The organism is Klebsiella sp. K5-306, assembly GCF_051835185.1.
In the GTDB taxonomy this organism is placed as follows: Bacteria; Pseudomonadota; Gammaproteobacteria; order Enterobacterales; family Enterobacteriaceae; genus Klebsiella; species Klebsiella oxytoca.
Genome location: NZ_JAIFJY010000006.1, coordinates 109,579 through 133,859 on the forward strand (window position 1 = coordinate 109,579; position 24,281 = coordinate 133,859).

The window sequence follows — 24,281 nt, forward strand, 5'->3', positions numbered from 1 at the left end:
GCCGATTCTTTTTTAAGACAACCTTAAGATTTTAAGCCAGCCAGCTTTTGCCGCCACAATTAAGCCGCTTGAGGATTAACCTAACGCCTGAATGGCCTGTTCCAGCGCGTTGCGTAATAGCTGCCGATCGTGGCGATAGGGCACATCGCTGGCGTCCAGCGGCGTCTGAATGATGACCCGCTGTTCAACCCCTGCGGTATCGGCTTTCGGGCCGACAACCAGCGCGTCAATTACTCGTTTGCCGATTTGTTGCTCCATAATGGCGACCCTGTCGGCCAGCGTCAGGCTGGCCGCCGGGCTATGCTCTTTGCCGAGGTTATCGATAAATACCATTGGCGCGGGCGTGCGGCGCAGCGCTTGCGCCAGTTCATCAAGCAGCAAAATCGGCATCAGGCTGGTATAGAAACTGCCGGGGCCAATGAGGATTAAATCGGCTTCGGCGATAGCTTCTAGCGCCTCCCGGGTTGTGGGCACCGGCGGGGAGAGCATAAGCTCGCGCGGTACGCAGGCCAACTGATCGATATTGACTTCGCCGTAAATTTCGTGCCCGTCCTGATCGATAGCCATCAGATCGACCGGCTGTTCCGACATCGGGATCAGAAACGCATCGACCTTCAGTAAATTGCGGATCAAATTGATCGCTTCAAGCGGCCGAACGCTCAGATGATCGAGGGCCTTAAGCATCAGGTTTCCGAGGTTATGCCCGGAAAGTTCGCCGTTACCGCTAAAACGGTATTCAAACATCGCCGAGGCCACGCTGGGTTCAGCAATTAACTGATTAATACAGTTGCGCATATCGCCCCAGGCGATGCCGCCTTCCGCGCGGCGAATACGTCCTGTTGATCCGCCGTTATCGGTTGTAGTCACAATGCCCGTCAGGCGCGAACCCAGCGAAGAAAGCGATGACATTACCCGTCCCAGCCCGTGTCCGCCGCCGAGAGCCACAACGCGATCAAGATCGGCGAAAGTACGATTGCGCATAAAAATCCTTATCTCAATTAATCGGGCTCACAGTAACTGATTTCACCTTAAAAAACGATGTCCGTTCTCTCCGGGCATGAAGGATATTTTAGCGTGGCAATGGCGAGAATATCAGCGTACTGGTGAATTCCCGCCGATTGCCAGGGTGATATTTTTACAGCTTTTGCGCTCCAGATAACCTACTGCGCGGGAAAAATTAAATACTCAACGGATCTGTTACCGCCCGAAGGCAAAGAGGGGAGGGATGAATTACGCTGCTTTCTCACACGCTTAGTCGTAAAAAAGCGAGATAAATCCGTTATATACATCGTTACATAACGAAATGTGGGTATGGCATAACCCTGGTTTCCGCGCTACTATTCGGCGTAACCCACTAACACTCTAGCCTCTGTGCCTGTGTCGAAAGATATGGTGCTTTGGCCGTGACAACTTCGGTTGCCACCAGGGCGCGAAAAGAAATGACCGCGTCTCCCGTATTTGGAAAGGTGTCTATGGCTTCACAGCTTACCGATGCATTTGCGCGGAAGTTTTACTATCTGCGTTTGTCGATTACCGACGTATGCAACTTTCGTTGCACCTACTGTCTCCCCGATGGCTATAAGCCCGGCGCCGTCACTAATAAAGGCTTTCTCAGCGTCGATGAAGTGCGTCGCGTCACGCGGGCTTTCTCCGCTCTGGGAACCGAAAAGGTGCGCCTGACCGGCGGTGAACCCTCTCTGCGACGCGATTTTACCGACATCATCGCCGCCGTGCGGGAAAACCCCTCTATTCGCCAGATTGCGGTCACCACTAACGGCTACCGGCTGGCGCGGGATGTTGAAAGCTGGCGCGATGCCGGACTGACGGCGATTAACGTCAGCGTGGATAGCCTCGACGCCCGTCAGTTTCATGCTATAACCGGCCAGGACAAATTTCGTCAGGTGATGGACGGCATTGATGCCGCATTTGCCGCTGGCTTCGAAAAAGTGAAGGTCAATACCGTGCTGATGCGCGATGTTAACCATCATCAGCTTGATACCTTTCTCGCGTGGATCCAGCCGCGCCGCATTCAGCTACGTTTTATCGAATTGATGGAAACCGGCGAAGGCAGTGAACTGTTCCGCCGCCATCATATATCCGGCATGGTGCTGCGTGATGAATTGCTGCGCCGCGGCTGGATCCATCAGATCCGCCAGCGTAGCGATGGTCCGGCGCAGGTGTTTTGCCACCCCGACTATGCCGGGGAAATCGGCCTGATCATGCCTTATGAAAAAGACTTCTGCGCCACCTGCAACCGTCTGCGCGTCTCTTCCGTAGGAAAACTGCACCTGTGCCTGTTTGGCGAAGGCGGCGTCGATCTGCGCGATCTGCTTGCCGATGAGCAGCAGCAGCCGGCGCTGGAAGCGCGGATTTCCGAAGCGTTAACGCATAAAAAACAGACCCATTTCCTGCATCAGGGCAACACCGGTATTACCCAGAACCTGTCGTATATTGGCGGATAATGCATTTTAAGGAGCGATCTAATGAGTCAGGCCAGCGCTGAGTTTATCCCGACCCGTATTGCTATTCTCACCGTTTCCAGCCGACGCGGCGAAGAGGACGACACCTCCGGCCACTGGCTGCGCGATGCCGCCCAAGAGGCGGGGCACGTCATCGTCGATAAGGCGATTGTTAAAGAGAACCGCTACGCCATTCGCGCCCAGGTATCGGCGTGGATTGCCGGCGATGAGGTGCAGGTGGTGCTGATTACCGGCGGTACCGGCTTTACCGACGGCGACCAGGCGCCGGAAGCGCTGCTGCCGCTGTTTGACCGCGAGGTGGAAGGATTCGGTGAGGTATTCCGCATGCTCTCCTTTGAGGAGATTGGCACCTCGACCCTGCAATCCCGCGCCGTTGCCGGGGTAGCCAACCGCACGCTGATTTTTGCCATGCCTGGTTCAACCAAGGCCTGTCGTACCGCATGGGACAATATCATTGCGCCGCAGCTCGATGCGCGCACGCGCCCTTGCAACTTTATCTCTCATCTTAAGAAGTAGTTTATGTCACAGCTGACCCATATTAACGCCGCCGGCGAAGCGCACATGGTCGATGTCTCAGGGAAAGCGGAGACGGTTCGCGAGGCGCGCGCCGAGGCCTATGTTGAAATGCAGGCGACGACGCTGGCGATGATTATCGACGGCAGTCATCACAAAGGCGACGTCTTCGCCACCGCGCGTATCGCCGGGATTCAGGCGGCCAAACGCACCTGGGAGCTGATCCCGCTTTGTCATCCGCTGATGCTGAGCAAAGTCGAAGTGAATCTGCAGGCGCAGCCCGAGCACAACCGGGTGCGTATCGAATCCCTGTGCCGTTTGACCGGTAAAACCGGCGTCGAGATGGAAGCTCTGACCGCCGCTTCCGTTGCCGCGCTGACCATTTACGATATGTGCAAGGCGGTGCAGAAAGATATGGTGATTGGCCCGGTGCGCCTGCTGGCGAAAAGCGGCGGTAAGTCCGGCGATTTCAGAGTGGAAGCTAGCCATGATTAAAGTTCTTTTTTTTGCCCAGGTGCGCGAACTGCTCGGCACCGACTCCCTGACTCTCGAACCGAACGGGCTGACCACGGTTGAAGCCGTTCGCCAGCAGCTCATCGCCCGCGGCGACCGCTGGGCGCTGGCGCTGGAAGAGGGCAAACTGCTGGCGGCGGTAAATCAGACGCTGACGACCTTTGATCATCCGCTGGCGCCCGGGGATGAAGTGGCATTTTTCCCGCCGGTTACCGGGGGCTAATATGACGCAGACGCGTATTATTGTCAGCCATGACCGCTTTAAAGTCGGCGAGGAATATCCCTGGCTGGCCGAGCGCGATGAAGACGGCGCGGTGGTGACGTTCACCGGTAAAGTCCGCAACCACAACCTTGGCGACAGCGTCAAAGCGCTGACCCTTGAGCACTATCCGGGAATGACGGAAAAATCGCTGGCGGAGATCGTGGAACAGGCGCGCGAGCGCTGGCCGCTGGGCCGGGTGACGGTGATTCATCGTATCGGCGAAATGTGGCCCGGGGAAGAGATTGTCTTTGTCGGCGTCACCAGCGCCCATCGCGGCAGCGCGTTTGCGGCGGGGGAGTTTATTATGGATTACCTGAAGACCCGCGCGCCGTTCTGGAAGCGCGAGGCGACGCCGGAAGGCGAGCGCTGGGTGGATGCGCGAGATAGCGACCGCAAGGCGGCAGAACGCTGGTAGTGTGGTACGCTTAGAAGATAAATTTCGTTAATCAGGAGACAGTCATGGACAGATATCCTCGTTCCGGTACCATCGTCCAGGGGCGCAGCGGGCTACAAACTTATATGGCGCAGGTATACGGCTGGATGACGGTCGGGCTGCTGCTCACGGCGTTTATCGCGTGGTTTGCCGCTAACACCCCGGCGGTGATGATGTTTGTTTTTTCCAGCAAAATTACCTTCTTTGGGCTAATTATCGCCCAGTTGGGGTTGGTGTTCGTGCTCTCGGGCATGGTGCAGCGCCTCAGCGCCGGTATGGCGACGACCCTGTTTATGCTCTATTCGGCGCTAACCGGACTCACCTTATCCAGTATATTCCTCGTCTATACCTACTCATCGATCGCCAGTACCTTCGTGGTTGCCGGCGGGATGTTTGGCGTGATGAGCCTTTACGGCTATACCACTAAACGCGATCTGAGCGGCTTCGGCAATATGCTGTTTATGGCGCTCATCGGTATCGTGCTGGCGTCGCTGGTTAACTTCTGGCTCAAGAGTGAAGCGCTGATGTGGGCGGTGACCTATATCGGGGTGATCGTATTCGTCGGCCTGACCGCCTATGACACCCAGAAGCTGAAAAATATCGGCGAGCAGATTGACGTTCGCGATACGTCGACGCTGCGCAAATACTCGATTCTCGGGGCTCTGACGCTGTATCTGGACTTTATCAACCTGTTCCTGATGCTGCTGCGCATTTTCGGCAACCGTCGTTAATTCGTTCCCGGAGAGCGGCGCGATGCGCTTATCCGGGCTACCAGACCGCAGAAAACGATGAACCTTTAGCTTTGGTCAGAAGCAAAGTTTCCCGGAGGCGATGCTGCGCATCTGTCCGGGCTACCGGATCTCAGACGGTGGTGAACTTGTAGCACGGTCAGCGAAGCGCCACCGGGAAAGTTCATCAACAGAGGAGTGGATAAAATAGCGGCAGATATCCACGATATCTACCAAACCGCGTGAAACTGCAGCCCCGGTCAGCATCCGCGACCGGGGATTTTTTACTTCTCACCCGCCAGCTTGCGCTGGTTTTTCGCCCGCAGATGCTTTGCCCGGCTCTCCAGAATCAGGTAGCCGATGGTCGCCAGCAGCAGCGGCAGGAAGTAGTAAAGCGCGCGATAGGCGAGCAGGGCGGCGATGATCGCGCCGCGCGAAATATCTTCGCCGGAAAGCATGGCGATAAACACCGCCTCAAGCACGCCAATCCCTGCCGGAATATGCACGATAACTCCCGCAATGCTGCTGACCAGCAGCACGCCGAGCACGAGGAAATAGTCCACCTGTGGCCCCAGCAGTAGCCAGATAATCGCCCCCATCGCCATCCAGTTCAGGCTGGAAACCGCCATCTGCAATATCGCGAAGCGCCAGGAGGGCAGAACCAGCCGCTGGCCTTTTATCGTCAGATGGCGCTTTTTAGCAAAGGCGCAGGCCCATAAATAGAACGCGGAAATCAGCAGCAAAATGACGCCGAGAATTTGCAGCGACGACTGACTGATATACCAGCGCTCGGGCACCTTCACCATGCCGGAGCTAAAAATGATGCCGCCGAGCAGAATATAGCCCAGCCAGTTGGTGGTAATGCTCAGCGAAAAAATTCGGGTAATGGTTGCGCCGCTCAGGCCGAGGCGCGAGTAGAGCCGATAGCGCATACCAATCCCACCCACCCAGGTGCTGAGCGTCAGGTTAAAGGCATAGCAAATAAACGACACCAGCATCACCTGGCGTTTAGCCAGCTTGTGGCCGCAGTAGGCGCGTCCCAGCAGGTCGTAGCAGCCATAGATCAGGTAGCTGGCGATAACCAGGCCTATGGCGCTGAGCAGCGCCGTACGGTTGTAATCACGAATCACTTTCCACACTTCCTGCCAGTCGATTTTCTGTGCGTAAACGACCAGCAGCACAACGACGGCGATAAAAAAGAGCACCGTCAGGATTTTTTTCGCCATCCGCCAGCGAGGGTGAGATTTCGCCATCAGGATTTGACCTCCTGGTTTTCCGGGTCCACGCGATCCTGGGTTTCAATTTCTGGCTGAACCGGAGGCTGAACGCGCGACAGCAGGGGCGTATGGGCCGGAAGCCATCCGACCCACGCGGGGAAGTGGCGCAGGAAGTGGAACGCCAGCACGCTAATCCCGAGCCGCCACCAGGTTCGTTTCGACAAAATGCGCTTATCCACTTCGCGGCAGTCGTTGGCGATTAAGCCATTGAGATTATCGCGCAACGTCTGGTTGAATTCGCGGTCGTGTATCACCAGGTTGGCTTCCAGATTGAGTGACAGGCTGAGCGGGTCGAGGTTGCTGGAGCCGACGGTGGCCCAGTGGTCGTCCGCCAGCGCCACTTTGCCGTGCAGCGGACGGCGGCGATATTCAAAAATCTGCACGCCGCCTTTGACCAGGTAGTGGTACAGCAGTCGTGCGCCGAATTTAACAATCGGGATATCCGGTTCGCCCTGGACAATAAGCTTGACGCGTACGCCGCGGCGGGCAGCGTTGCGCATCGCATGCAGCAGCCGATAGCCGGGGAAAAAGTAGGCGTTGGCGATAATCACTTCCCGGCGGGCGGTGGTCAGCATTTTCAGATAGTGGCGTTCGATATCATCGCGATGATCCTGATTATCCCGCCAGATAAACAGCGCCTGAGCCTCGCCGGGATTGCGGTTGACTTCGGGCTTATGCCGACGGCGGCGCCACCAGCGGCGGGTGGCTTCGCTGGTGGGCAGGTTTTCCAGTTCAAACTGCAGAATGTCGAGCACCACCGGCCCTTCAACCTGCACGGCGTAGTCCTGTTTGGCCTCGGGACCGTAATCGGTCATATGCTCGGCGGAGTAGTTAATGCCGCCGACAAAGGCGGTAACGTCGTCGATCACCACGATTTTACGATGCATGCGGCGGAATAAATTGGTGCGCATGCCGAGCAGCCGCGGGCGCGGATCGTAGTAGCGAAAAATCACCCCGGCCGACGTCAGTTCGCCCACAAAGCTTTCGCTCAAATCCGGAGAGCCGTAACCGTCCAGTAGGACTTCTACGCGCACGCCGCGCTGGGCCGCTTTGAGCAACACGGCATGCAGCTGCTTGCCGACGTCATCCTCGAACCAGATAAAGGATTCCAGAATCACCCGCTGCTGCGCGCGATCAATAGCGGCAAATAATGCCGGATAATAGTTATCGCCATTTTCTAATAGCCGAATGCGGTTTCCTTCCTGCCAGCTGCATTTCACAGATGTATCTCCACGCTAAGCGGTGCATGATCGGACAAATGACGCCACTGTTTTAACGCCAGCGCTTTTGGCTGGCTGGCATGGGCGTTTTTTACGTATATGCGGTCGAGGCGCAGCAGAGGGAAGCTGACCGGGAAAGTTCGCGCCGGGCGCCCTCTGGCGCGGGTAAAAATCTCCTCCAGCCCGGCCTGGGCTTTAAGCTGGCGGTTAGCCTGCTGCTGCCAGTCGTTAAAATCACCGGCCACTACCACCGGCTCGCCCGCGGGCAAACCGTTTACCCAGTCCGCCAGCATCGTCAGCTGGGCCTGGCGCTGATGAGAACGCAGACCCAGATGCGCGCAGATCACATGGATAGCGATCCCGCTTTCGGGCGGGACGATGCGGCAATAGAGCAGGCCGCGCTTTTCGCTGTTGCCGACCGAAACATCCAGATTTTGATAATGTTCTATAGGAAAGCGAGAAAGTACCGCGTTGCCGTGATGCCCTTCCGGATAAACCGCATTGCGACCGTAGGCGTAATCGCTCCACATGGTATCGGCAAGAAATTCATAGTGGGTCGTATCCGGCCAGTTTTCGATATGCAGCGGATGAATTTCGTGCGCACCCATCACCTCCTGCAGGCAAACAATGTCGGCGCTGACGCTACGCACCGCTTCGCGCAGCTCGGGTAAAATAAAGCGGCGATTGAAGGCAGTGAACCCTTTATGAGTGTTAATTGTCAGCACGTTTAGCGAAAATCGCGGCATTTGGTTGTCCTTATTTCTCTGGGCAATGTCACTTTCCTGTAGGAAATAGTGTAGTAGAGGTCACAAAAAGATGCGGTGATACGGAATTTTCCGTAAAGTGCGGTACTCTGAGTAGCAGAGAAAAATCCTTCAGGAGAGAAGCCATGAAGTGGCAACAACGTGTACGCGTCGCAACGGGTCTTAGTTGCTGGCAGATTATGTTGCATCTACTGGTCGTGGCAGTACTGGTGATGGGTTGGATGAGCGGCGCGCTGGTGCGCGTCGGATTAGGTTTGTGCGTGCTGTACGGCGTCACGTTACTGTCGATGCTGTTCTTGCAGCGTCACCACGATGAGCGCTGGCGCGACGTCGGTGATTTCCTTGAGGAGCTCACCACCACCTGGTACTTCGGCGCGGCGGTAATCGTGCTGTGGCTGCTGTCGCGCGTGCTGCACAACAACCTGCTGTTAGCCCTCGCCGGGCTGGCCATACTGGCAGGTCCGGCGGTGGTTTCACTGCTGGCGAAAGATAAAAAACTACGCGATCTTTCTTCGGAACATCGCATACGCCGCTGAGCCGGTGGTGGCCGCTATGACCAGTAGCGGCCACAAACTTCCCCACACAATTTCCCGACTCGCATCCTTCAGATAGATCTGCTTGGTGATATCGGTAAAGTGACGTATCGGGTTTACCCACGTCAAATCCTGCAGCCATTGCGGCATATTCTCCACAGGCGAAACGTAGCCCGAGAGCAGAATTGCCGGCATCATAAAGACGAACACGCCGATAAACGCCTGCTGCTGCGTGGAGCACAGTGACGAAATCAGCAGGCCGAATCCTACCAGCGACAGGCCGTAGACAATCATCGTAAAGTAAAACAGCAGCAGCGAGCCGGCAAAGGGGATTTGATAGGCCCAGATACCAATTCCCAGCACGATGGTGGCCTGCAGGGTCGCGACGATTAGCGCCGGCACCGCTTTACCGATAAAGATCTGCCAGGTTGCCAGCGGCGAGACCAGCAGCTGATCGAGCGTACCCTGTTCGCGCTCGCGGGCAACGGAGAGCGAGGTGACGATCATCACGCCGATGGTGGTGATCATGGCGATTAGCGACGGCACGACGAACCATTTGTAATCGAGATTCGGGTTATACCAGTTGCGTACCACCAGCTCGCTGTTGTTTGGTTTGGCTTTGCCTTCCATTAACGCCTGCTGATAGTTTTTGACGATCTGCTGGAGATAGTTCGCGGCGATCTGCGCGCTGTTGGAGTTGCGCCCATCAAGCAACAGCTGGAGAGGGGCGGTCTGCCAGGTATCGAGGTTGCGCGAAAAATCTGCCGGGAATCGCACGACCAGCAGCGCCTTTTGTTCGTCAATGGTCGGTCTTATCTCCTGAGGGCTTTTCAGCAGCAGGACGTGGGTGAAGGCTTTAGCGCGGGCAAAGCGCTGGGTCAGCTCCACGGCGTGCTTGCCGTTGTCTTCGTTATAGATGGCGATGGTGGCGTTAGTCACCTCCAGCGTGGCGGCAAAGGGGAACAGCAGCACCTGAATGAGTACCGGCATGATTAAAATCGCCCGCGTCTGCGGTTCACGCAGCAGCGACTGTAGCTCTTTGCGGATTAACGTCCATAAGCGATGAAACATCTCATATTCTCTCTTTGTGATCCCCGGATTGCGCTGCGCTTATCCGGGCTACCCGTTTGCCAGCCCTTGTACCGGGGGGCGCGCAGGCAAATTAATCCAGACGTCGTTTGGTTTTCAGCCACGTCAGGCCGATAAACATCACCGCCGAGGCGATCAGGAACAGCACGTTCACCAACAGCACCACCGGGATATTGCCCGCCAGAAACAGGCTTTGCAGAGTGCTGACAAAATAGCGCGCCGGGATCACGTAGGTCACGGCGCGAATTATCGCCGGCATGCTGTCTATCTGAAAAATAAATCCGGAGAGCATGATTGACGGCAGGAACGCGGCATTCAGCGCGACCTGCGCGGCGTTAAACTGGTTACGGGTGATGGTGGAAATCAGCAGCCCCATGCCCAGGGTACTCAGCAAAAACAGGCTGGTAATAAAAAACAGAATCACCAGCGAACCGCGGAACGGCACGCCGAGAATAAACACCGCCACCAGCATACACAGCAGCATCGCCAGCATGCCGAGGAAATAGTAGGGGATCAGCTTGCACAGCAGCAGCTCGGCGCGGGTAATTTCGGTCGACAGCAGCGCTTCCATCGTGCCGCGTTCCCACTCGCGGGCCACCACCAGCGACGTCAGGATCGCGCCGACCACCGTCATAATGATGGTAATCGCGCCGGGGATAATAAAATGCTGGCTGATGGCGGCCGGGTTAAACCAGTAGCGCATCTGCACGTCGATCAGCGGCTCGAAGGTTTCACCGCGATCTTCCGCCCGCTGCTGCTGCCAGATTTGCCAGATGCCTTCGACGTAGCCCTGGGCGAAGTTAGCGGTATTGGGTTCGCTGCCGTCGGTGATGAGCTGGATCGGCGCGTCGTCGCCGGGACGGGCCATCTTCTGGTCGAAGTCCACCGGTAGGGTGACCAGGGCGCGAATGCGTCCCGCCTGCATCATCTGCACCAGTTCCTGGCGGTTATCGCTGATGGTGGCGTCAATATAGGGGGAGCCGGTCATGGTATGGACAAAATCCAGCGCCTCTTCGCTCTGCTGCTCCAGCAGCACGCCCACCCGCAGCTTGCTGGAGTCGAGATTAATCCCGTAGCCAAAAATGAACAGCAGCAGCAGGGGGATCACCACCGCAATCAGCCAGCTGCTGGGGTCGCGGACGATCTGCCGCGTCTCTTTCACGCACAGGGCGCGTACGCGCCGCCACGATAGCAGTTTAGCGCTCACCGGCGTTCTCCTTATCCCAGTCATGGATGAGGGTGATAAATGCCTGCTCCATCGTCGGGTCTGGCTGTTTTTCATCCGCCGCCAGCGCCTTCAGATCGTCCGGCGTGCCGCTGGCGATCAATTTGCCGTGATAGACCAGACCGATACGATCGCAATACTCCGCCTCATCCATAAAGTGGGTGGTCACCATCACCGTGACGCCTTTATCGACCATGCTGTTGATATGCAGCCAGAACTCGCGGCGGGTGAGGGGATCGACGCCGGAAGTGGGTTCGTCAAGAAACAGGATATCCGGCTCATGCATCAGCGAGCAGGCCAGCGCCAGGCGTTGTTTATAGCCAAGCGGCAGATCGTCGGCGGCCTGCCTGGCGATGCTTTTCAGGCCGAACGCCTCGCTCATGCTGGCAATTTTGTCGTTCTGCGCCCGTCCGCGCAGGCCGTATACGCCGGAGAAGAAGCGCAGGTTCTGCTCAACGGAAAGGTTACCGTACAGCGAGAACTTCTGCGCCATATAGCCCAGATGCTGACGCGCTTTGCCGGAGCTGACCTTCAGGTCCATCCCCAGAACCAGCGCTTTACCGGAGGTGGGGACCAGCAGGCCGCACATCATCTTAAAAGTGGTAGACTTACCCGCGCCGTTAGGCCCGAGAAGGCCGAAAATCTCCCCACGTTTGACCTGAAAATCGACGTGATCGGTAGCGGCGAAATCGCCGAATTTCTTGGTCAGGGTCTGCGCTTCAATCACCGTGTCCTCATGGGAGCCTTCCACGGTATGGATAATTTTGCCCAGCGGCGATTCGGCGGTACCGGCACCGCCGAGCAGGTCGATAAAGGCGTCTTCAAAACGCGGCGCGGTTTCAGCGACCTCCAGCGGCGGCATATCGGCAGCGTTCTGTACTTCGCTGATGCTGGCCTCTTTTTTAATGATCAGGCGTACCGATTTACCCTGAATGACGCCATCGCTGACCTGCGGCAGCTTCAGGGTGCGCTGGAGCAGGCGGCGGTTATTCTCCCGGGAACTGGAAATCAAAAAACTGCGTCCCGCCATGGTCTGCGTCAGCACTTTTGGCGCTCCCTGGTAAAGCAGCTGGCCCTCGTTCATCAACAGAACGTCCCGGCACTGCTCGGCCTCGTCGAGGTAGGAGGTGCTCCAGAGGATCAGCATCCCGTCGCCCGCCAGCTCGTGTACCATCTGCCACAGCTCGCGGCGTGAGATGGGGTCGACGCCGACGCCGGGCTCATCCAGTAGCAGTACCTTCGGCTCGCCGACGAGGGTACAGGCCAGGCCGAGCTTCTGCTTCATGCCGCCGGAAAGCTTACCCGCCAGCCGGCCGGTAAAGGGGCCGAGAGAGGTAAACTCCAGCAGCCGGGCGAAGGTTTTCTCCCGCGCCTCGCCGGTCACGCTGCGCAGGTCGGCGTAGAGCGTGAGATTTTCCATCACCGTCAGATCTTCATACAGACCGAATTTTTGCGGCATATAGCCGAGCACCGCGTGCAGGGCGCTATCGTCAGCAATCGGGTCGAAGCCGATCACCTTTGCGCTGCCTGCGTCGGGCTTCAGCAGCCCGGCGAGCATGCGCATCAGGGTGGTTTTTCCGGCGCCATCCGGGCCCACCAGACCGGTCACATAGCCGGAGTGAATGGTGCAGTCCAGCGGCGCTACGGCCGGGCGGTCCATCCCGGCAAAGCTCCGGGTCAGGCCGCTCAGCGTAATCACGTCTTCGCTCATTGGCCGTTTCCATGACTGAAAGCGACGGTGACCGGCATCCCCTGACGCAGCGCGTCGTCGGCATCGGTGACCACAATTCGCAGGCGATAAACCAGATCGGTGCGCAGGTCCGGGGTTTCCACGGTTTTCGGCGTGAATTCAGCGGTAGGGGAGACGAAGCCGATTTTGCCGCGATAGGGTTTATCCGGGCGACTATCGGTGTAAAGCAGCACTTCGCGCCCCGGCTGGGCCTGGCCCAGGTTGGTTTCATCGATGTAGGCGCGTACCCATACCGGATGGGTTAACGACAGCGTCATTACGGTACCGCCCGCGCTAAGCATGCTGCCCGGCTCGACGGCGCGGGTCATCAGCGTTCCGTCGGACGGCGAGGTCAACGTGGTATCGTGCAGGTCCAGCTTCGCCTGCGCCAGCGCGGCCTGCGCCTGTTCGAGGCTGGCTCTGGCCTGGGCGATTTCCTGCGGACGGTTCCCCGCGCGATACTGGCGCAGCTTATCCTGCGCGGATTTCAGCGTCGCCTGGGCCTGATCGCGCGAGGAGCGGGCGTTTTCCAGATCGTTCGCGGAGATGGCGCTGCTTTTGCGTAGCCCCAGCTGGCGCTGATAGAAGTTCTGCGCATAGTCGTAAGCCGCCTGCGCCTGGTTGACCGCGGCGGCGGCCTGGGCAATCTCCTCCGAGCGATATCCCGCCATCATCAGGTCGTACTGCGCCTGGGCGGTGGAAACGTTGGCTTGCGCCTGCTGCAGGGCGTTTTCGTAGGGCGCGCGATCAAGCTCGCCCAGCGTCTGCCCGGCTTTTATCGCATCGCCCTCGTCGACGCTGAGCGATGCCAGCCGTCCGCCCACGCGAAAGCTCAGGTTAACGGTGCGAATATCCACGTTGCCATAAAGCGTGAGCTCTTTTTGCTGGCTGCTCTGGTACCACCACCAGCCTCCGCCAATGACAGCGGCCAGCAGGAGAAGCAGCACAACGACGATGAGCGGTTTTTTCATGACTCCAGACCCCTTTGCGATAATCCTTCCAGAACGAAATCTATATGGCAGGTAATAACTTCAAAAATTTGCTCGGTTTTTTGCCGATCGAATTCAGCCCAGCCCGCGCGGCGCAGCACCGTTTCCCGACCAAGACGAAAGGCGAGCACTTCGCCAAGTAGCGCGTGCGTGTGCAGCACCATCTGCGTGCTGTCAGCGTTAAGGCCGGTATAAGCGGCGATTAAACGGGTCAGGTAGCAGTGTAGCGGAGCAATGACCTGATCGTGGATAAGCCGGTAGGCCGCAGTCGGCGATAGCTGTTCGCGGGAGATAAATTTGCTCAAGTTAACCGTATCATCCTGGGTCAGTAGCAAAATCATATTCTGACAGGCGCGCAGAATCAGAGTGCGCATGGCGGCTTTGTCCGGAACAGGCTGAGCGAATAGCGCTTCCGCCGCCTGCGCGTGGGGACGGAAATTGTGCTCGATAAAATCGGCGATCCACTGGGCGCAGGCGAGATAGAGATCGTCCTTAGAACCAAAATAGTAGGCGATCGCAGCGATATTCTGCCCGGCCTGGGCGGCAATATCGCGGGTCGTGGCGTGCAGGCCGTATTCGCCGAACTGGGCGATAGCGGCGGCGATGAGCTGGCTTTTCGCCTGCTCTCCCTTGCTGGTAGTCGGTGTGGTGGTCATCACGCTGAAAGAATTAATCAATCGATTGATTAACTCTAGGCGCAGGTTGCCGCTTTGTCCAGCATCGACGATTAGATATGAAATCCCTCATGACTGAGCTCTTCGGCAACCCAGTTAAAAAAGATCTTCACTTTCTCTTTTTGCTCGTTAGGGTGCGGCAAAACGAAGTGATGGGCGTTAACCGGCATACTCGCGTCGCTGGAAAAAACCGGCTCGAGGTGCCGTTGCCGAACGCTCTGACCGGCCAGCAAATTACTTTCAAGAATAATGCCCATACCCATGCGTGCGGCCTCAATGCTCATATAGGAACGGTCAAAATTAAAAATAAAGCTCTTATTCCAGCCGCGAACCTTGTGCCAGGATAACCAGTTGCTCCAGCCGATCAGCGTGCTGTCGGAGTGGATAAGATCGCAGGCCAGTAAGTCTTCAATAGTCTGAACTTCGCGGCTGGCTAAATAAGTTGATGAGCTATAGGGGAGCATGCGTTCATTTTTTATGGTTTTGACCACCAGAGTCGGCCATTGTGAGAGCCCATGGCGAATATCGATATCAATATTATCGCGGGAGAACTGGATACTTTCATAAGAGCAGGTCAGGCTAATTTTAAGCTCGGGCCAGGCCTGGCGAAATTTGTTCAGGCGGGGCATCAGCCACAGGAGCCCAAAGCTGGGGGCGGAGTGAATGCGTAAATAATCCTGATGGATATCGTTAATCACCTGATTGGTGGCCTGGCCAATAATATTTAACGCTCCGGAAACCTCTTTAAGATATTTTTCACCAATTGCGGTTAACACCATGCCTTTACTGCTGCGGGAAAATATTTTCTTTCCGAGATACTGTTCCAGGCTGGCTATCTGATGGCTGACCGCTGAGGCTGTAATATTGAGATGCTCTGCGGCCAGATTGAGACTGCCGGTATCCGCCACTTCAATAAATGCCTGAATATTGCGTAAGGAGGGCATCGGTAAACTTTTATTTTGCAGCGGCTGATTCATCATTTCTCCAGCAAATAGAAAATGTCTGGTGGTATTATTTTTACTTCGCAAGAAGCTACGCTCGCCCTTATCTCCACAATGGCACATCAGCATAACATAGAGACAAAATAAGTAATGGCGTAATTCGTGATGAAGTTAACAGTTTTAGGGCGAGGGATGCCAGGCAACATAATTCGCAGGAATTTGCGTGCAGTCACGAAGCAAATTTTTCTCACTCATAATTGAGGTTTTTTGAATACCCTTTCTTTTTTGGGTTGTTATATTGCAACCACAGGCCTGATACCAAGGCGCGATGCGGTAAGGTTCGCGACAAAAACATAAAACAATAATGAGGATACCCTATGTCACGTATAGATACTGTTGTCTGTACTGACGCCAGGAAAACAAAATATCGTTTCGTGGTTTTGACGATGATTTTTCTGGTGTATGCCATAAATTACGCTGACAGAACGAATATCGGCGCGGTGCTGCCGTTTATCATTGATGAGTTTCATATCAATAACTTTGAAGCCGGGGCCATCGCCAGCATGTTTTTTTTGGGCTATGCGGTAAGTCAGATCCCGGCAGGATTCTTTATTGCCAAACGCGGTACCCGGGGGTTGGTTTCGCTATCCATTTTCGGCTTTTCCGCTTTTACCTGGCTGATGGGCACCGTGAGCTCCGTTTTTGGTCTGAAAATGGTGCGTCTGGGACTGGGTCTTAGCGAAGGGCCGTGCCCGGTAGGACTGGCTTCAACCATTAACAATTGGTTCCCGCCGAAAGAGAAAGCCACGGCGACGGGCGTTTACATTGCAGCTACCATGTTTGCGCCGATCATCGTTCCGCCGCTGGCGGTGTGGATTGCGGTAACCTGGGGGTGGCGGTGGGTCTTTTTCTCCTTTGCGATACCGGGGATTGTGGCGGCGATAGCGTGGTACCTGTTGGTTAAGTCAAAACCCTCGGAGAGCGGATTTGTTTCACCAGCCGAACTGGAAGAGATCAATGCCGGGCGTGAAACCGATGATAACCTTGTGCGCGAAAATATCTTAATTGCCAATCGTTTTACCTGGCTGGATAAAATTATTCGAGTGAAGAAAATGGCGCCTATCGATACGGCGAAAGGATTATTTACCTCAAAAAATATTCTCGGTGACTGTCTGGCCTATTTTATGATGGTTAGCGTACTGTACGGATTATTAACCTGGATCCCGCTGTATTTAGTCAAAGAGCGCGGTTTTGATGTGATGAGCATGGGCTTTGTGGCAAGTATGCCGTGCATCGGCGGTTTTATTGGCGCGATCGCCGGAGGGTGGATTTCAGATAAAGTATTAGGCCGTCGGCGTAAACCCACCATGATGTTTACCGCTATTTCAACGGTGGTCATGATGTTAATCATGCTGAATATTCCAGCGAGTACCCTGGCGGTCTGTATTGGTTTGTTCTTCGTCGGCTTTTGTTTAAATATCGGCTGGCCGGCTTTTACCGCTTACGGTATGGCCGTTTCGGACAGTAAAACCTATCCGATCGCCTCTTCTATTATTAATAGCGGTGGCAACCTTGGCGGATTTGTTGCCCCGATGGCTGCGGGATTTTTACTGGACCAGACCGGCAGCTTTAATTCTGTATTTACTTATTTTGGTATCTGCGCAGCAATTGGTTTGCTGGTTATTCTCTTTCTCGATGAGCCACAATAACGGAAATATATCCTGTTAATTAATATGACGTAATGTCATGGAGTAAAAATATGTTATTAAAAGATAAAGTCGCCATTATTACTGGCGCGGCCTCCGCACGCGGTTTGGGTTTTGCTACCGCGAAGTTATTTGCCGAAAACGGCGCTAAAGTGGTCATTATCGACCTCAATGGCGAAGCCAGCAAAGCCGCGGCGACGGCATTAGGCGAAGGCCATCTCGGGCTGGCGGCAAACGTCGCCGATGAAGTTCAGGTTCAGGCGGCAATGGAACAGATTCTGGCGAAATATGGTCGGGTAGACGTGCTGGTGAATAACGCCGGTATCACCCAGCCGCTGAAGCTGATGGACATTAAACGTGCCAACTATGACGCGGTATTGGATGTCAGCTTGCGCGGTACGCTGCTGATGTCGCAGGCGGTTATCCCGGCGATGCGGGCGCAAAAATCGGGCAGCATTGTCTGTATCTCGTCGGTTTCCGCCCAGCGCGGCGGCGGTATCTTCGGCGGCCCGCACTACAGTGCGGCAAAGGCCGGAGTGCTTGGCCTGGCGCGAGCGATGGCCCGCGAGCTGGGTCCGGACAACGTCCGCGTCAACTGCATTACCCCGGGGCTGATCCAGACCGATATCACCGCCGGTAAGCTGACCGACGAAATGACGGCCAACATCCTCGCCGGAATCCCGATGAACCGCCTCGGCGATGCGGTTGACATCGCGCGCGCCGCGCTATTCCTCGGCAGCGATCTCTCTTCCTACTCTACCGGTATCACTCTTGACGTAAACGGCGGCATGTTAATCCACTAAGCGAGGCAAGCAGATGAAGATCACCGAAGCACAAAAAGTCGCCGCGGCGGCGTGGCGGATTCGCCGCTATGCCCTGCGCATGGGGGAGGTTCAGGGTCAGGGCTATATCGGCCAGGCATTAGGCTATGCGGATGTGCTGGCCACCGCGTTCAGCCACGCGATGACCTACCGTCCGCAAGAGCCGCAGTGGGAAGGTCGCGACCGCTTCCTGCTCTCTCACGGCCATTACGCCATCGCCTACTATGCGGCGCTGCTGGAGGCGGGAATTATCCCGGAAGAGGAGCTGGAAACCTACGGTTCTGACGACAGCCGCCTGCCGATGTCGGGAATGGCGACCTACACCCCGGGGATGGAGATGTCCGGCGGCTCGCTGGGGCAGGGGCTCTCTATTGCCGTCGGGATGGCGCTGGGGCTGCGGCAAAAAGGGAGCGCATCCTGGGTCTACAACTCCATGTCGGATGGGGAGCTGGATGAAGGTTCCACCTGGGAAGCGGCGATGTCGGCGGCGCATTACGGCCTGACGAACCTGATCAACATCGTTGACGTGAATAAACAGCAGGCGGACGGCGATTCGCGCAAAATTCTCGGCTTTGAGCCGCTGCATGAAAAATGGGCCGCCTTCGGCTGGTACGTGCAGCGCGTCGACGGTAACGATCTGGCGGCGGTGATGGCCGCCTTTGATAACGCGAAAAATCATGCGGGCAACCAGCCGCGGGTCATCTTATGCGACACATTGATGGGTAAAGGGGTCCCGTTCCTCGAAACCCGGGATAAAAACCATTTTATTCGCGTCGATGCCGATGAGTGGCAAAAAGCGATTGCGGTGCTGGACGCCAACAAACCGGAAGGAGTGCTGTAATGAGCCAGAGTAAACCACGTTTAAAAACGTCCGCGATGATCGCTTCTATTGCTGACGAAGGTCAGGCGACGATTCCGGCACCGTTTGGCGTTGCGCTCTCGAAGCTGGCGGCGCAGCGACCAGAAATCGTTGGTATGACCGCGGACCTGTCAAAGTACACCGATCTGCACATTTTCGCGCAGGCTTTCCCGGATCGCTTTTTCCAGATGGGAATGGCGGAACAGCTGCTGATGGGGGCGGCGGGAGGAATGGCGAAAGAGGGATTCATTCCCTTCGCCACCACCTATGCCGCTTTTGCTACCCGCCGCGCCTATGATTTTATTCATCAGGTCATTGCCGAGGAGCATCTCAACGTGAAGATCTGCGCGGCGCTCCCGGGCCTGACCACCGGCTACGGGCCGAGCCATCAGGCAACGGAAGATCTGGCGATCATGCGCGGCATTCCCGGCATGGTCATCGTCGACCCATGCGATGCGCTGGAGATAGAGCAGGCGGTACCGGCGATTGCCGACCATAACGGTCCGGTATATATGCGCCTGCTGCGCGGTAAGGTGCCGCTGGTGCTGGATAAGTACGACTATCAGTTTGAGCTGGGCAAGGCGAAGCTGCTTGAGGATGGCAACGATGTGCTGATTATCTCTTCCGGGCTGATGACCATGCGCGCCCTCGAGGCGGTCGAAAAGCTGCGGGCCGATAATATCAGCGCAGCCGTACTGCACGTGCCAACGATCAAACCACTTGATGAAGAAACGATCATTGCACAGGCCTCGAAGCCCGGTCGCCTGGTGGTTACTGCCGAGAACCATACTTCGGTTGGCGGACTGGGGGAGGCGGTTGCCGCGTTGCTGATGCGCAAAGGCGTGCGCTGCGAGCTGGATACCGTTGGCTTGCCTGACGAATTCCTGCTGGCCGGCGCGCTGCCGACCCTGCACGATCGCTACGGTATTTCCACCGCGAGGATGGTCGAAAAAATTAAGTATCGCCTGCGTTAATTGCTTTCGCCGCCGCGTCCTGCGGCGGCGCTTCTCTGCTTTTGTTCGCGGTTTCCCTGTCGAGGCATTAAACGTGCTATTTCGGGGACGCCTGGCGCGAAGCGCCATCGCCGCTTCTCATCGACAGAACGGGGAGCTGTCGTTTGTGAGACAGAGGATTCTTTTCGGCAGATTTTATGCGGTTCGTCACAAAATCTGCTAGACTGCGCAACTTCATGGCATTGTGGTTTTTGCCATCTCTTTCGCAATAATCTCCCTGAAAACTACGCCTGTGACGGGCCGGGGCGGTTCGGAGTTGTTATGTCTTTTGATTCCCTTGGCCTGAATCCTGAAATCCTGCGCGCCGTCGCTGAGCAGGGCTACGTAGAGCCAACCCCTATTCAGCAGCAGGCTATCCCGGCAGTATTACAGGGCCGCGATCTGATGGCCAGCGCCCAGACGGGTACCGGCAAAACGGCGGGATTTACGCTGCCGCTGCTTCAGCACCTGATCCATAAAGAACCCCACGCCAAAGGTCGTCGCCCGGTGCGCGCCCTGATCCTGACCCCGACGCGCGAGCTGGCGGCACAGATTGGCGAGAACGTCCGGGATTACAGCAAATACCTTAACGTTCGTTCGCTGGTGGTTTTCGGCGGCGTAAGCATTAACCCACAGATGATGAAGCTGCGCAGCGGCGTCGATATTCTGGTGGCAACCCCTGGCCGTCTGCTGGACCTTGAGCATCAGAACGCCGTGAGCCTGGACAAAGTCGAAGTGTTGGTGCTGGATGAAGCCGACCGTATGCTGGATATGGGCTTTATTCACGATATTCGCCGGGTGCTGGCGAAGCTGCCGGCAAAGCGGCAGAACCTGCTGTTCTCCGCAACTTTCTCCGACGACATTAAATCACTGGCGGAAAAGCTGCTGCATAACCCGCTGGAAATCGAAGTCGCCCGCCGTAACACCGCTTCTGAGCAGGTGAGCCAGCTGGTGCATTTTGTCGATAAAAAGCGCAAGCGCGAGCTGCTGTCGCAGATGATCGGCGAAGGCAACTGGCAGCAGGTTCTGGTCTTTACCCGCACCAAACACGGCGCAAACCACCTGGCGGAACAGCTCAATAAAGACGGCATCCGCAGCGCCGCTATTCACGGCAACAAGAGCCAGGGCGCGCGTACCCGAGCGTTGGCTGATTTTAAATCCGGCGGCATCCGCGTGCTGGTCGCAACCGATATCGCCGCGCGCGGTCTGGATATTGAAGAGTTGCCGCACGTGGTGAACTACGAGCTGCCAAACGTGCCGGAAGATTACGTGCACCGTATTGGTCGTACCGGGCGCGCTGCGGCAACGGGCGAAGCGCTGTCGCTGGTCTGCGTAGATGAACATAAGCTGCTGCATGATATTGAACGCTTGCTGAAGAAAGAGATCCCGCGCATCGCCATTGCGGGTTACGAGCCGGATCCGTCGATCAAAGCCGAGCCGATTCAGAACGGTCGCCAGCAGCAGCGCGGCGGCGGTCGTGGCGGTCAGAGCCAGGGCCGGGGCGGCCAGGGACGTGGTGGTCAGGGACAAGGTCGTGCCCAGCAGGCTGCTCCGCGTCGCACCGATGGCGAAGCGCCGAAAGCGCGCACTCAGGACGGTAAGCCTCCTCGCCGTCGCCGCCCGCGCAAACCTGCTGCGGCTGAGTAAAGTTGTTCTGGCTGCGGTGGGGAAATCTACCGCAGCTTGTTCCTTTCAGAACATATCGCGATTAAAATTTAACACTCTCCCGCTAAGTCTGACTTCAATGTTGCCGCTCGCTATTTATCTTTTATGAGATCTTACTTTTGGCAATGAACTATTTTTACGATTTTTGCAATAACTAACAAAGTTATAACCTGCAACTATCAAAAGAATGACAGATACTAATAACATTAAAAAAGAAACCATATATACCCTCAATAATTTACAGACCCTGCGGGTTCATAAAGCAGTATACGGATTAGCGTTTAAGATATAATATATTATGAGTGTAGATATTCTTAATGTGTCTGAAATTAAAGGATTAATTTTAATTTTAATTTTAATTTTAATTTTACGGTCTTTTTGACGATATTTTTCGGAATTCGTTTAGATGATTTTAAACATCTTCATGTTTTTTTGAATGCCCATAAAGTTAAATTGATAGCGATTTTGGTGACTGTGCTGGTATTTTGAAAATTATATTCAGCCCGGATAAAATAACGTTATGACACATTATTCATTAAGTGGATGTCGAGCGTTGGTTGTGGCTGCATAAACCGACTTCAACCTGATTCTGCGAGACCGCTTCCTGTTTGCCGAAAAAGGGATACCTCCCTCCCGGCAAAAATGGCACAATAGTGGCTGTTTATACAGTATTCAGGTTTTCTCATGGCTTTGACCGCAGCGCTGAAAGCGCAAATCGCCGCCTGGTATAAGGCGCTTCAGGAACAAATTCCTGACTTTATTCCCCGGCCTCCGCAGCGGCAGATGATCGCCGATGTGGCGAAGACGCTCGCCGGAGAAGAGGGGCGGCACCTGGCGATTGAAGCGCCGACCGGGGTCGGCAAAACCTTGTCGTATCTGATCCCTGGCATTGCTATTGCCCGCGAAGAGCAAAAAACGCTGGTGGTCAGTACCGCCAACGTTGCGCTGCAGGACCAAATCTACAGTAAAGATCTGCCGCTGCTGCGCAAAATCATCCCCGATCTGCGCTTTACCGCCGCCTTTGGCCGCGGGCGCTACGTCTGCCCGCGTAACCTGGCCGCGCTTGCCAGCACGGAACCGACGCAGCAGGATTTGCTGGCCTTTCTTGATGACGAACTCACGCCTAACAACCAGGCGGAGCAGAAGCTGTGCGCAACGCTGAAAGCGGATCTCGATAGCTACAAATGGGACGGCCTGCGCGATCATACCGACAAAAACGTGGATGATTCTCTGTGGAGCCGCCTGAGCACGGATAAAGCCAGCTGCCTGAATCGAAACTGTCACTATTATCGCGAATGTCCGTTCTTTGTCGCCCGACGGGAAATCCAGGAAGCGGAAGTGGTGGTGGCGAACCATGCGCTGGTGATGGCGGCTATGGAGAGCGAAGCGGTGCTGCCGGAGCCGAAGCATCTACTGCTGGTGCTTGATGAAGGCCACCATCTGCCGGAGGTCGCCCGCGATGCGCTGGAAATGAGCGCTGAAATTACCGCCCCGTGGTATCGCCTGCAGCTGGATTTGTTCACCAAGCTGGTTGCGACCTGCATGGAGCAGTTTCGCCCTAAGACCACGCCGCCGCTGGCGAATCCCGAACGTCTGACTGGACACTGCGAAGAGCTGTTCGAGCTAATCTCCTCGCTGAATAATATTCTCAATCTCTACATGCCGGCCGGCCAGGAGGCGGAGCATCGCTTTCCGATGGGGGAACTGCCGCAGGAAGTCATGGAGATCTGCCAGCGGCTGGCGAAACTCACCGAAACGCTACGCGGCCTGGCGGAGCTGTTCCTTAACGATCTGGGCGAAAAAACCGGCACGCACGATGTGGTGCGTCTGCACCGGGTTCTGCTGCAGATGAACCGCGCGCTGGGGATGTTTGAAAGCCAAAGTAAACTGTGGCGGCTGGCGTCGCTGGCGCAGTCCTCCGGCGCGCCGGTGACTAAATGGGTCACCCGCGATCTGCGCGATGGTCAGATGCATATCTGGTTCCACTGCGTGGGGATCCGCGTCAGCGATCAGCTGGAAAGGCTGCTCTGGCGCAGCGTCCCGCATATCGTCGTCACCTCCGCGACGCTGCGTTCTTTGAACAGCTTCTCTCGCCTGCAGGAGATGAGCGGGCTGAAAGAGAAAGCCGGAGATCGCTTTGTGGCGCTGGATTCGCCCTTCAACCACGTCGAACAGGGTAAAATCGTCATTCCGCAGATGCATTATGAACCGCTTATCGATAACGAAGAGCAGCATATTGCCGAAATGGCCGCCTATTTCCGTGAACAGGTCGAGAGCAAAAAGCATCTCGGCATGCTGGTGCTGTTCGCCAGCGGACGAGCGATGCAGCGTTTTCTCGAGCACGTGACCGATCTGCGCCTGCTGCTGCTGGTTCAGGGCGATAAGCCCCGCTACCAACTGGTGGAGCTGCACCGCAAACGCGTTGAAGGCGGCGAGCGCAGCGTACTGGTTGGGCTGCAATCCTTTGCGGAAGGTCTGGACTTAAAAGGCGAGCTGTTAAGCCAGGTGCATATCCATAAGATAGCTTTCCCGCCGATAGACAGCCCGGTGGTGATCACCGAAGGTGAATGGCTCAAAAGCCTCAACCGCTATCCGTTCGAAGTCCAGAGCCTGCCCAGCGCGTCATTCAACCTGATTCAGCAGGTGGGGCGCCTGATCCGCAGCCATAGCTGCTGGGGAGAGGTGGTGATTTATGATAAACGTCTGTTAACCAAAAATTACGGTAAGCGCCTGTTGAACGCATTACCCGTATTTCCGATAGAGCAGCCTGCCGTCCCTGAGGTTATAGTAAAAACGAAAGCAAAACCGACGCGTCGCAAGCGGCGATAGTGGTGCAATGTCGACGATGTGAGAAGCTCAGAGGAGCCT

Annotated in this window: 24 protein-coding genes and 1 riboswitch; of the genes, 13 read left to right on the forward strand and 11 right to left on the reverse strand. The window is 56.1% G+C overall.

Translation table 11 applies throughout. The features are described 5' to 3' along the window. Positions 1-75 precede the first annotated feature (75 nt). The gene (gene yvcK, locus K2184_RS11535) at positions 76-981 is read right to left on the reverse strand and encodes a uridine diphosphate-N-acetylglucosamine-binding protein YvcK (RefSeq protein WP_004100435.1); all 906 of its coding nucleotides are present in this window, start codon (positions 979-981) and stop codon (positions 76-78) included. A gap of 365 nt (positions 982-1,346) precedes the next feature. Further along, positions 1,347-1,485, forward strand: a riboswitch (molybdenum cofactor riboswitch). On the opposite strand from yvcK, the gene moaA reads away from it, so the two are divergent. From moaA to K2184_RS11565, 6 genes are all read left to right on the forward strand, one after another. Continuing rightward, positions 1,473-2,462 carry a GTP 3',8-cyclase MoaA gene (gene moaA / locus K2184_RS11540; protein WP_004111553.1) on the forward strand — a complete coding sequence of 330 codons (990 nt, stop codon included), beginning with the start codon at positions 1,473-1,475 and terminating at the stop codon, positions 2,460-2,462. Its footprint overlaps the riboswitch before it by 13 nt. A gap of 21 nt (positions 2,463-2,483) precedes the next feature. Continuing rightward, on the forward strand, positions 2,484-2,996 hold the full coding sequence (moaB, locus tag K2184_RS11545; protein WP_004100439.1) for a molybdenum cofactor biosynthesis protein B: 513 nt from the start codon (positions 2,484-2,486) through the stop codon (positions 2,994-2,996). A 3-nt stretch (positions 2,997-2,999) separates the two neighbouring features. Next, a complete protein-coding gene (gene moaC / locus K2184_RS11550) occupies positions 3,000-3,488 on the forward strand; it encodes a cyclic pyranopterin monophosphate synthase MoaC (protein ID WP_004100440.1) in 489 nt (162 codons plus the stop codon). Next, positions 3,481-3,729: a molybdopterin synthase sulfur carrier subunit gene (gene moaD, locus K2184_RS11555; protein ID WP_004100442.1), complete on the forward strand. Its 249-nt coding sequence runs from the start codon at positions 3,481-3,483 to the stop codon at positions 3,727-3,729. Before moaC ends, moaD begins: the two co-directional genes overlap by 8 nt. Position 3,730: 1 nt before the next feature. Beyond that, a complete protein-coding gene (gene moaE, locus K2184_RS11560) occupies positions 3,731-4,183 on the forward strand; it encodes a molybdopterin synthase catalytic subunit MoaE (protein WP_004100447.1) in 453 nt (150 codons plus the stop codon). 44 nt (positions 4,184-4,227) lie between these two features. Then, positions 4,228-4,932: a Bax inhibitor-1/YccA family protein gene (locus K2184_RS11565; RefSeq protein WP_004100449.1), complete on the forward strand. Its 705-nt coding sequence runs from the start codon at positions 4,228-4,230 to the stop codon at positions 4,930-4,932. Between the two features lie 281 nt (positions 4,933-5,213). Here the strand turns inward: K2184_RS11565 and K2184_RS11570 are convergent, their stop codons facing one another. Genes K2184_RS11570 through K2184_RS11580 form a run of 3 tightly spaced genes read right to left on the reverse strand, consistent with a single transcriptional unit; the run spans position 5,214 to position 8,172 of the window. After that, entirely contained in the window at positions 5,214-6,182 is a 969-nt protein-coding gene (locus K2184_RS11570; RefSeq protein WP_004100453.1) for a lysylphosphatidylglycerol synthase transmembrane domain-containing protein, read from the reverse strand. Continuing rightward, positions 6,182-7,426 carry a cardiolipin synthase ClsB gene (clsB, locus tag K2184_RS11575; RefSeq protein ID WP_004100455.1) on the reverse strand — a complete coding sequence of 415 codons (1,245 nt, stop codon included), beginning with the start codon at positions 7,424-7,426 and terminating at the stop codon, positions 6,182-6,184. The genes K2184_RS11570 and clsB overlap by 1 nt, the downstream gene beginning before the upstream one ends. Beyond that, on the reverse strand, positions 7,423-8,172 hold the full coding sequence (locus K2184_RS11580; RefSeq protein ID WP_004100457.1) for an endonuclease/exonuclease/phosphatase family protein: 750 nt from the start codon (positions 8,170-8,172) through the stop codon (positions 7,423-7,425). Before K2184_RS11580 ends, clsB begins: the two co-directional genes overlap by 4 nt. A gap of 143 nt (positions 8,173-8,315) precedes the next feature. On the opposite strand from K2184_RS11580, the gene K2184_RS11585 reads away from it, so the two are divergent. Continuing rightward, positions 8,316-8,726: a YbhQ family protein gene (locus K2184_RS11585; protein ID WP_004100459.1), complete on the forward strand. Its 411-nt coding sequence runs from the start codon at positions 8,316-8,318 to the stop codon at positions 8,724-8,726. Here the strand turns inward: K2184_RS11585 and K2184_RS11590 are convergent. From K2184_RS11590 to K2184_RS11615, 6 genes are all read right to left on the reverse strand, one after another. Continuing rightward, positions 8,688-9,794 carry an ABC transporter permease gene (locus K2184_RS11590; protein WP_024273945.1) on the reverse strand — a complete coding sequence of 369 codons (1,107 nt, stop codon included), beginning with the start codon at positions 9,792-9,794 and terminating at the stop codon, positions 8,688-8,690. The two genes, K2184_RS11585 and K2184_RS11590, sit on opposite strands and share 39 nt — an antisense overlap. A gap of 91 nt (positions 9,795-9,885) precedes the next feature. Further along, positions 9,886-11,019, reverse strand: coding sequence for an ABC transporter permease (locus K2184_RS11595; protein ID WP_004100462.1), 1,134 nt, complete (start codon positions 11,017-11,019; stop codon positions 9,886-9,888). Continuing rightward, the gene (locus K2184_RS11600) at positions 11,009-12,748 is read right to left on the reverse strand and encodes an ATP-binding cassette domain-containing protein (RefSeq protein ID WP_163525649.1); all 1,740 of its coding nucleotides are present in this window, start codon (positions 12,746-12,748) and stop codon (positions 11,009-11,011) included. Before K2184_RS11600 ends, K2184_RS11595 begins: the two co-directional genes overlap by 11 nt. Continuing rightward, entirely contained in the window at positions 12,745-13,737 is a 993-nt protein-coding gene (hlyD, locus tag K2184_RS11605) for a secretion protein HlyD (protein WP_004100466.1), read from the reverse strand. The genes K2184_RS11600 and hlyD overlap by 4 nt, the downstream gene beginning before the upstream one ends. Then, entirely contained in the window at positions 13,734-14,411 is a 678-nt protein-coding gene (gene cecR, locus K2184_RS11610) for a transcriptional regulator CecR (protein ID WP_004100467.1), read from the reverse strand. Before cecR ends, hlyD begins: the two co-directional genes overlap by 4 nt. Positions 14,412-14,482: 71 nt before the next feature. Beyond that, a complete protein-coding gene (locus K2184_RS11615; protein ID WP_016808147.1) occupies positions 14,483-15,406 on the reverse strand; it encodes a LysR substrate-binding domain-containing protein in 924 nt (307 codons plus the stop codon). A gap of 341 nt (positions 15,407-15,747) precedes the next feature. Between K2184_RS11615 and K2184_RS11620 the strand changes: the two genes are divergently transcribed. From K2184_RS11620 to rhlE, 5 genes are all read left to right on the forward strand, one after another. Next, a complete protein-coding gene (locus K2184_RS11620) occupies positions 15,748-17,079 on the forward strand; it encodes an MFS transporter (RefSeq protein WP_016808146.1) in 1,332 nt (443 codons plus the stop codon). Between the two features lie 50 nt (positions 17,080-17,129). After that, entirely contained in the window at positions 17,130-17,879 is a 750-nt protein-coding gene (locus K2184_RS11625; protein WP_004100470.1) for an SDR family NAD(P)-dependent oxidoreductase, read from the forward strand. 13 nt (positions 17,880-17,892) lie between these two features. Further along, positions 17,893-18,738 carry a transketolase gene (locus tag K2184_RS11630; RefSeq protein ID WP_004100471.1) on the forward strand — a complete coding sequence of 282 codons (846 nt, stop codon included), beginning with the start codon at positions 17,893-17,895 and terminating at the stop codon, positions 18,736-18,738. After that, a complete protein-coding gene (locus K2184_RS11635) occupies positions 18,738-19,730 on the forward strand; it encodes a transketolase family protein (protein ID WP_016808144.1) in 993 nt (330 codons plus the stop codon). Before K2184_RS11630 ends, K2184_RS11635 begins: the two co-directional genes overlap by 1 nt. Positions 19,731-20,030: 300 nt before the next feature. Then, positions 20,031-21,395, forward strand: a complete 1,365-nt coding sequence (rhlE, locus tag K2184_RS11640; protein WP_163525647.1) for an ATP-dependent RNA helicase RhlE — start codon at positions 20,031-20,033, stop codon at positions 21,393-21,395. 114 nt (positions 21,396-21,509) lie between these two features. Here the strand turns inward: rhlE and K2184_RS11645 are convergent, their stop codons facing one another. Further along, positions 21,510-21,635, reverse strand: coding sequence for a small membrane protein (locus K2184_RS11645; RefSeq protein WP_142447817.1), 126 nt, complete (start codon positions 21,633-21,635; stop codon positions 21,510-21,512). A 462-nt stretch (positions 21,636-22,097) separates the two neighbouring features. On the opposite strand from K2184_RS11645, the gene dinG reads away from it, so the two are divergent. Beyond that, positions 22,098-24,242, forward strand: coding sequence for an ATP-dependent DNA helicase DinG (gene dinG, locus K2184_RS11650; protein ID WP_163525646.1), 2,145 nt, complete (start codon positions 22,098-22,100; stop codon positions 24,240-24,242). The last annotated feature ends 39 nt before the right edge of the window (positions 24,243-24,281 follow it).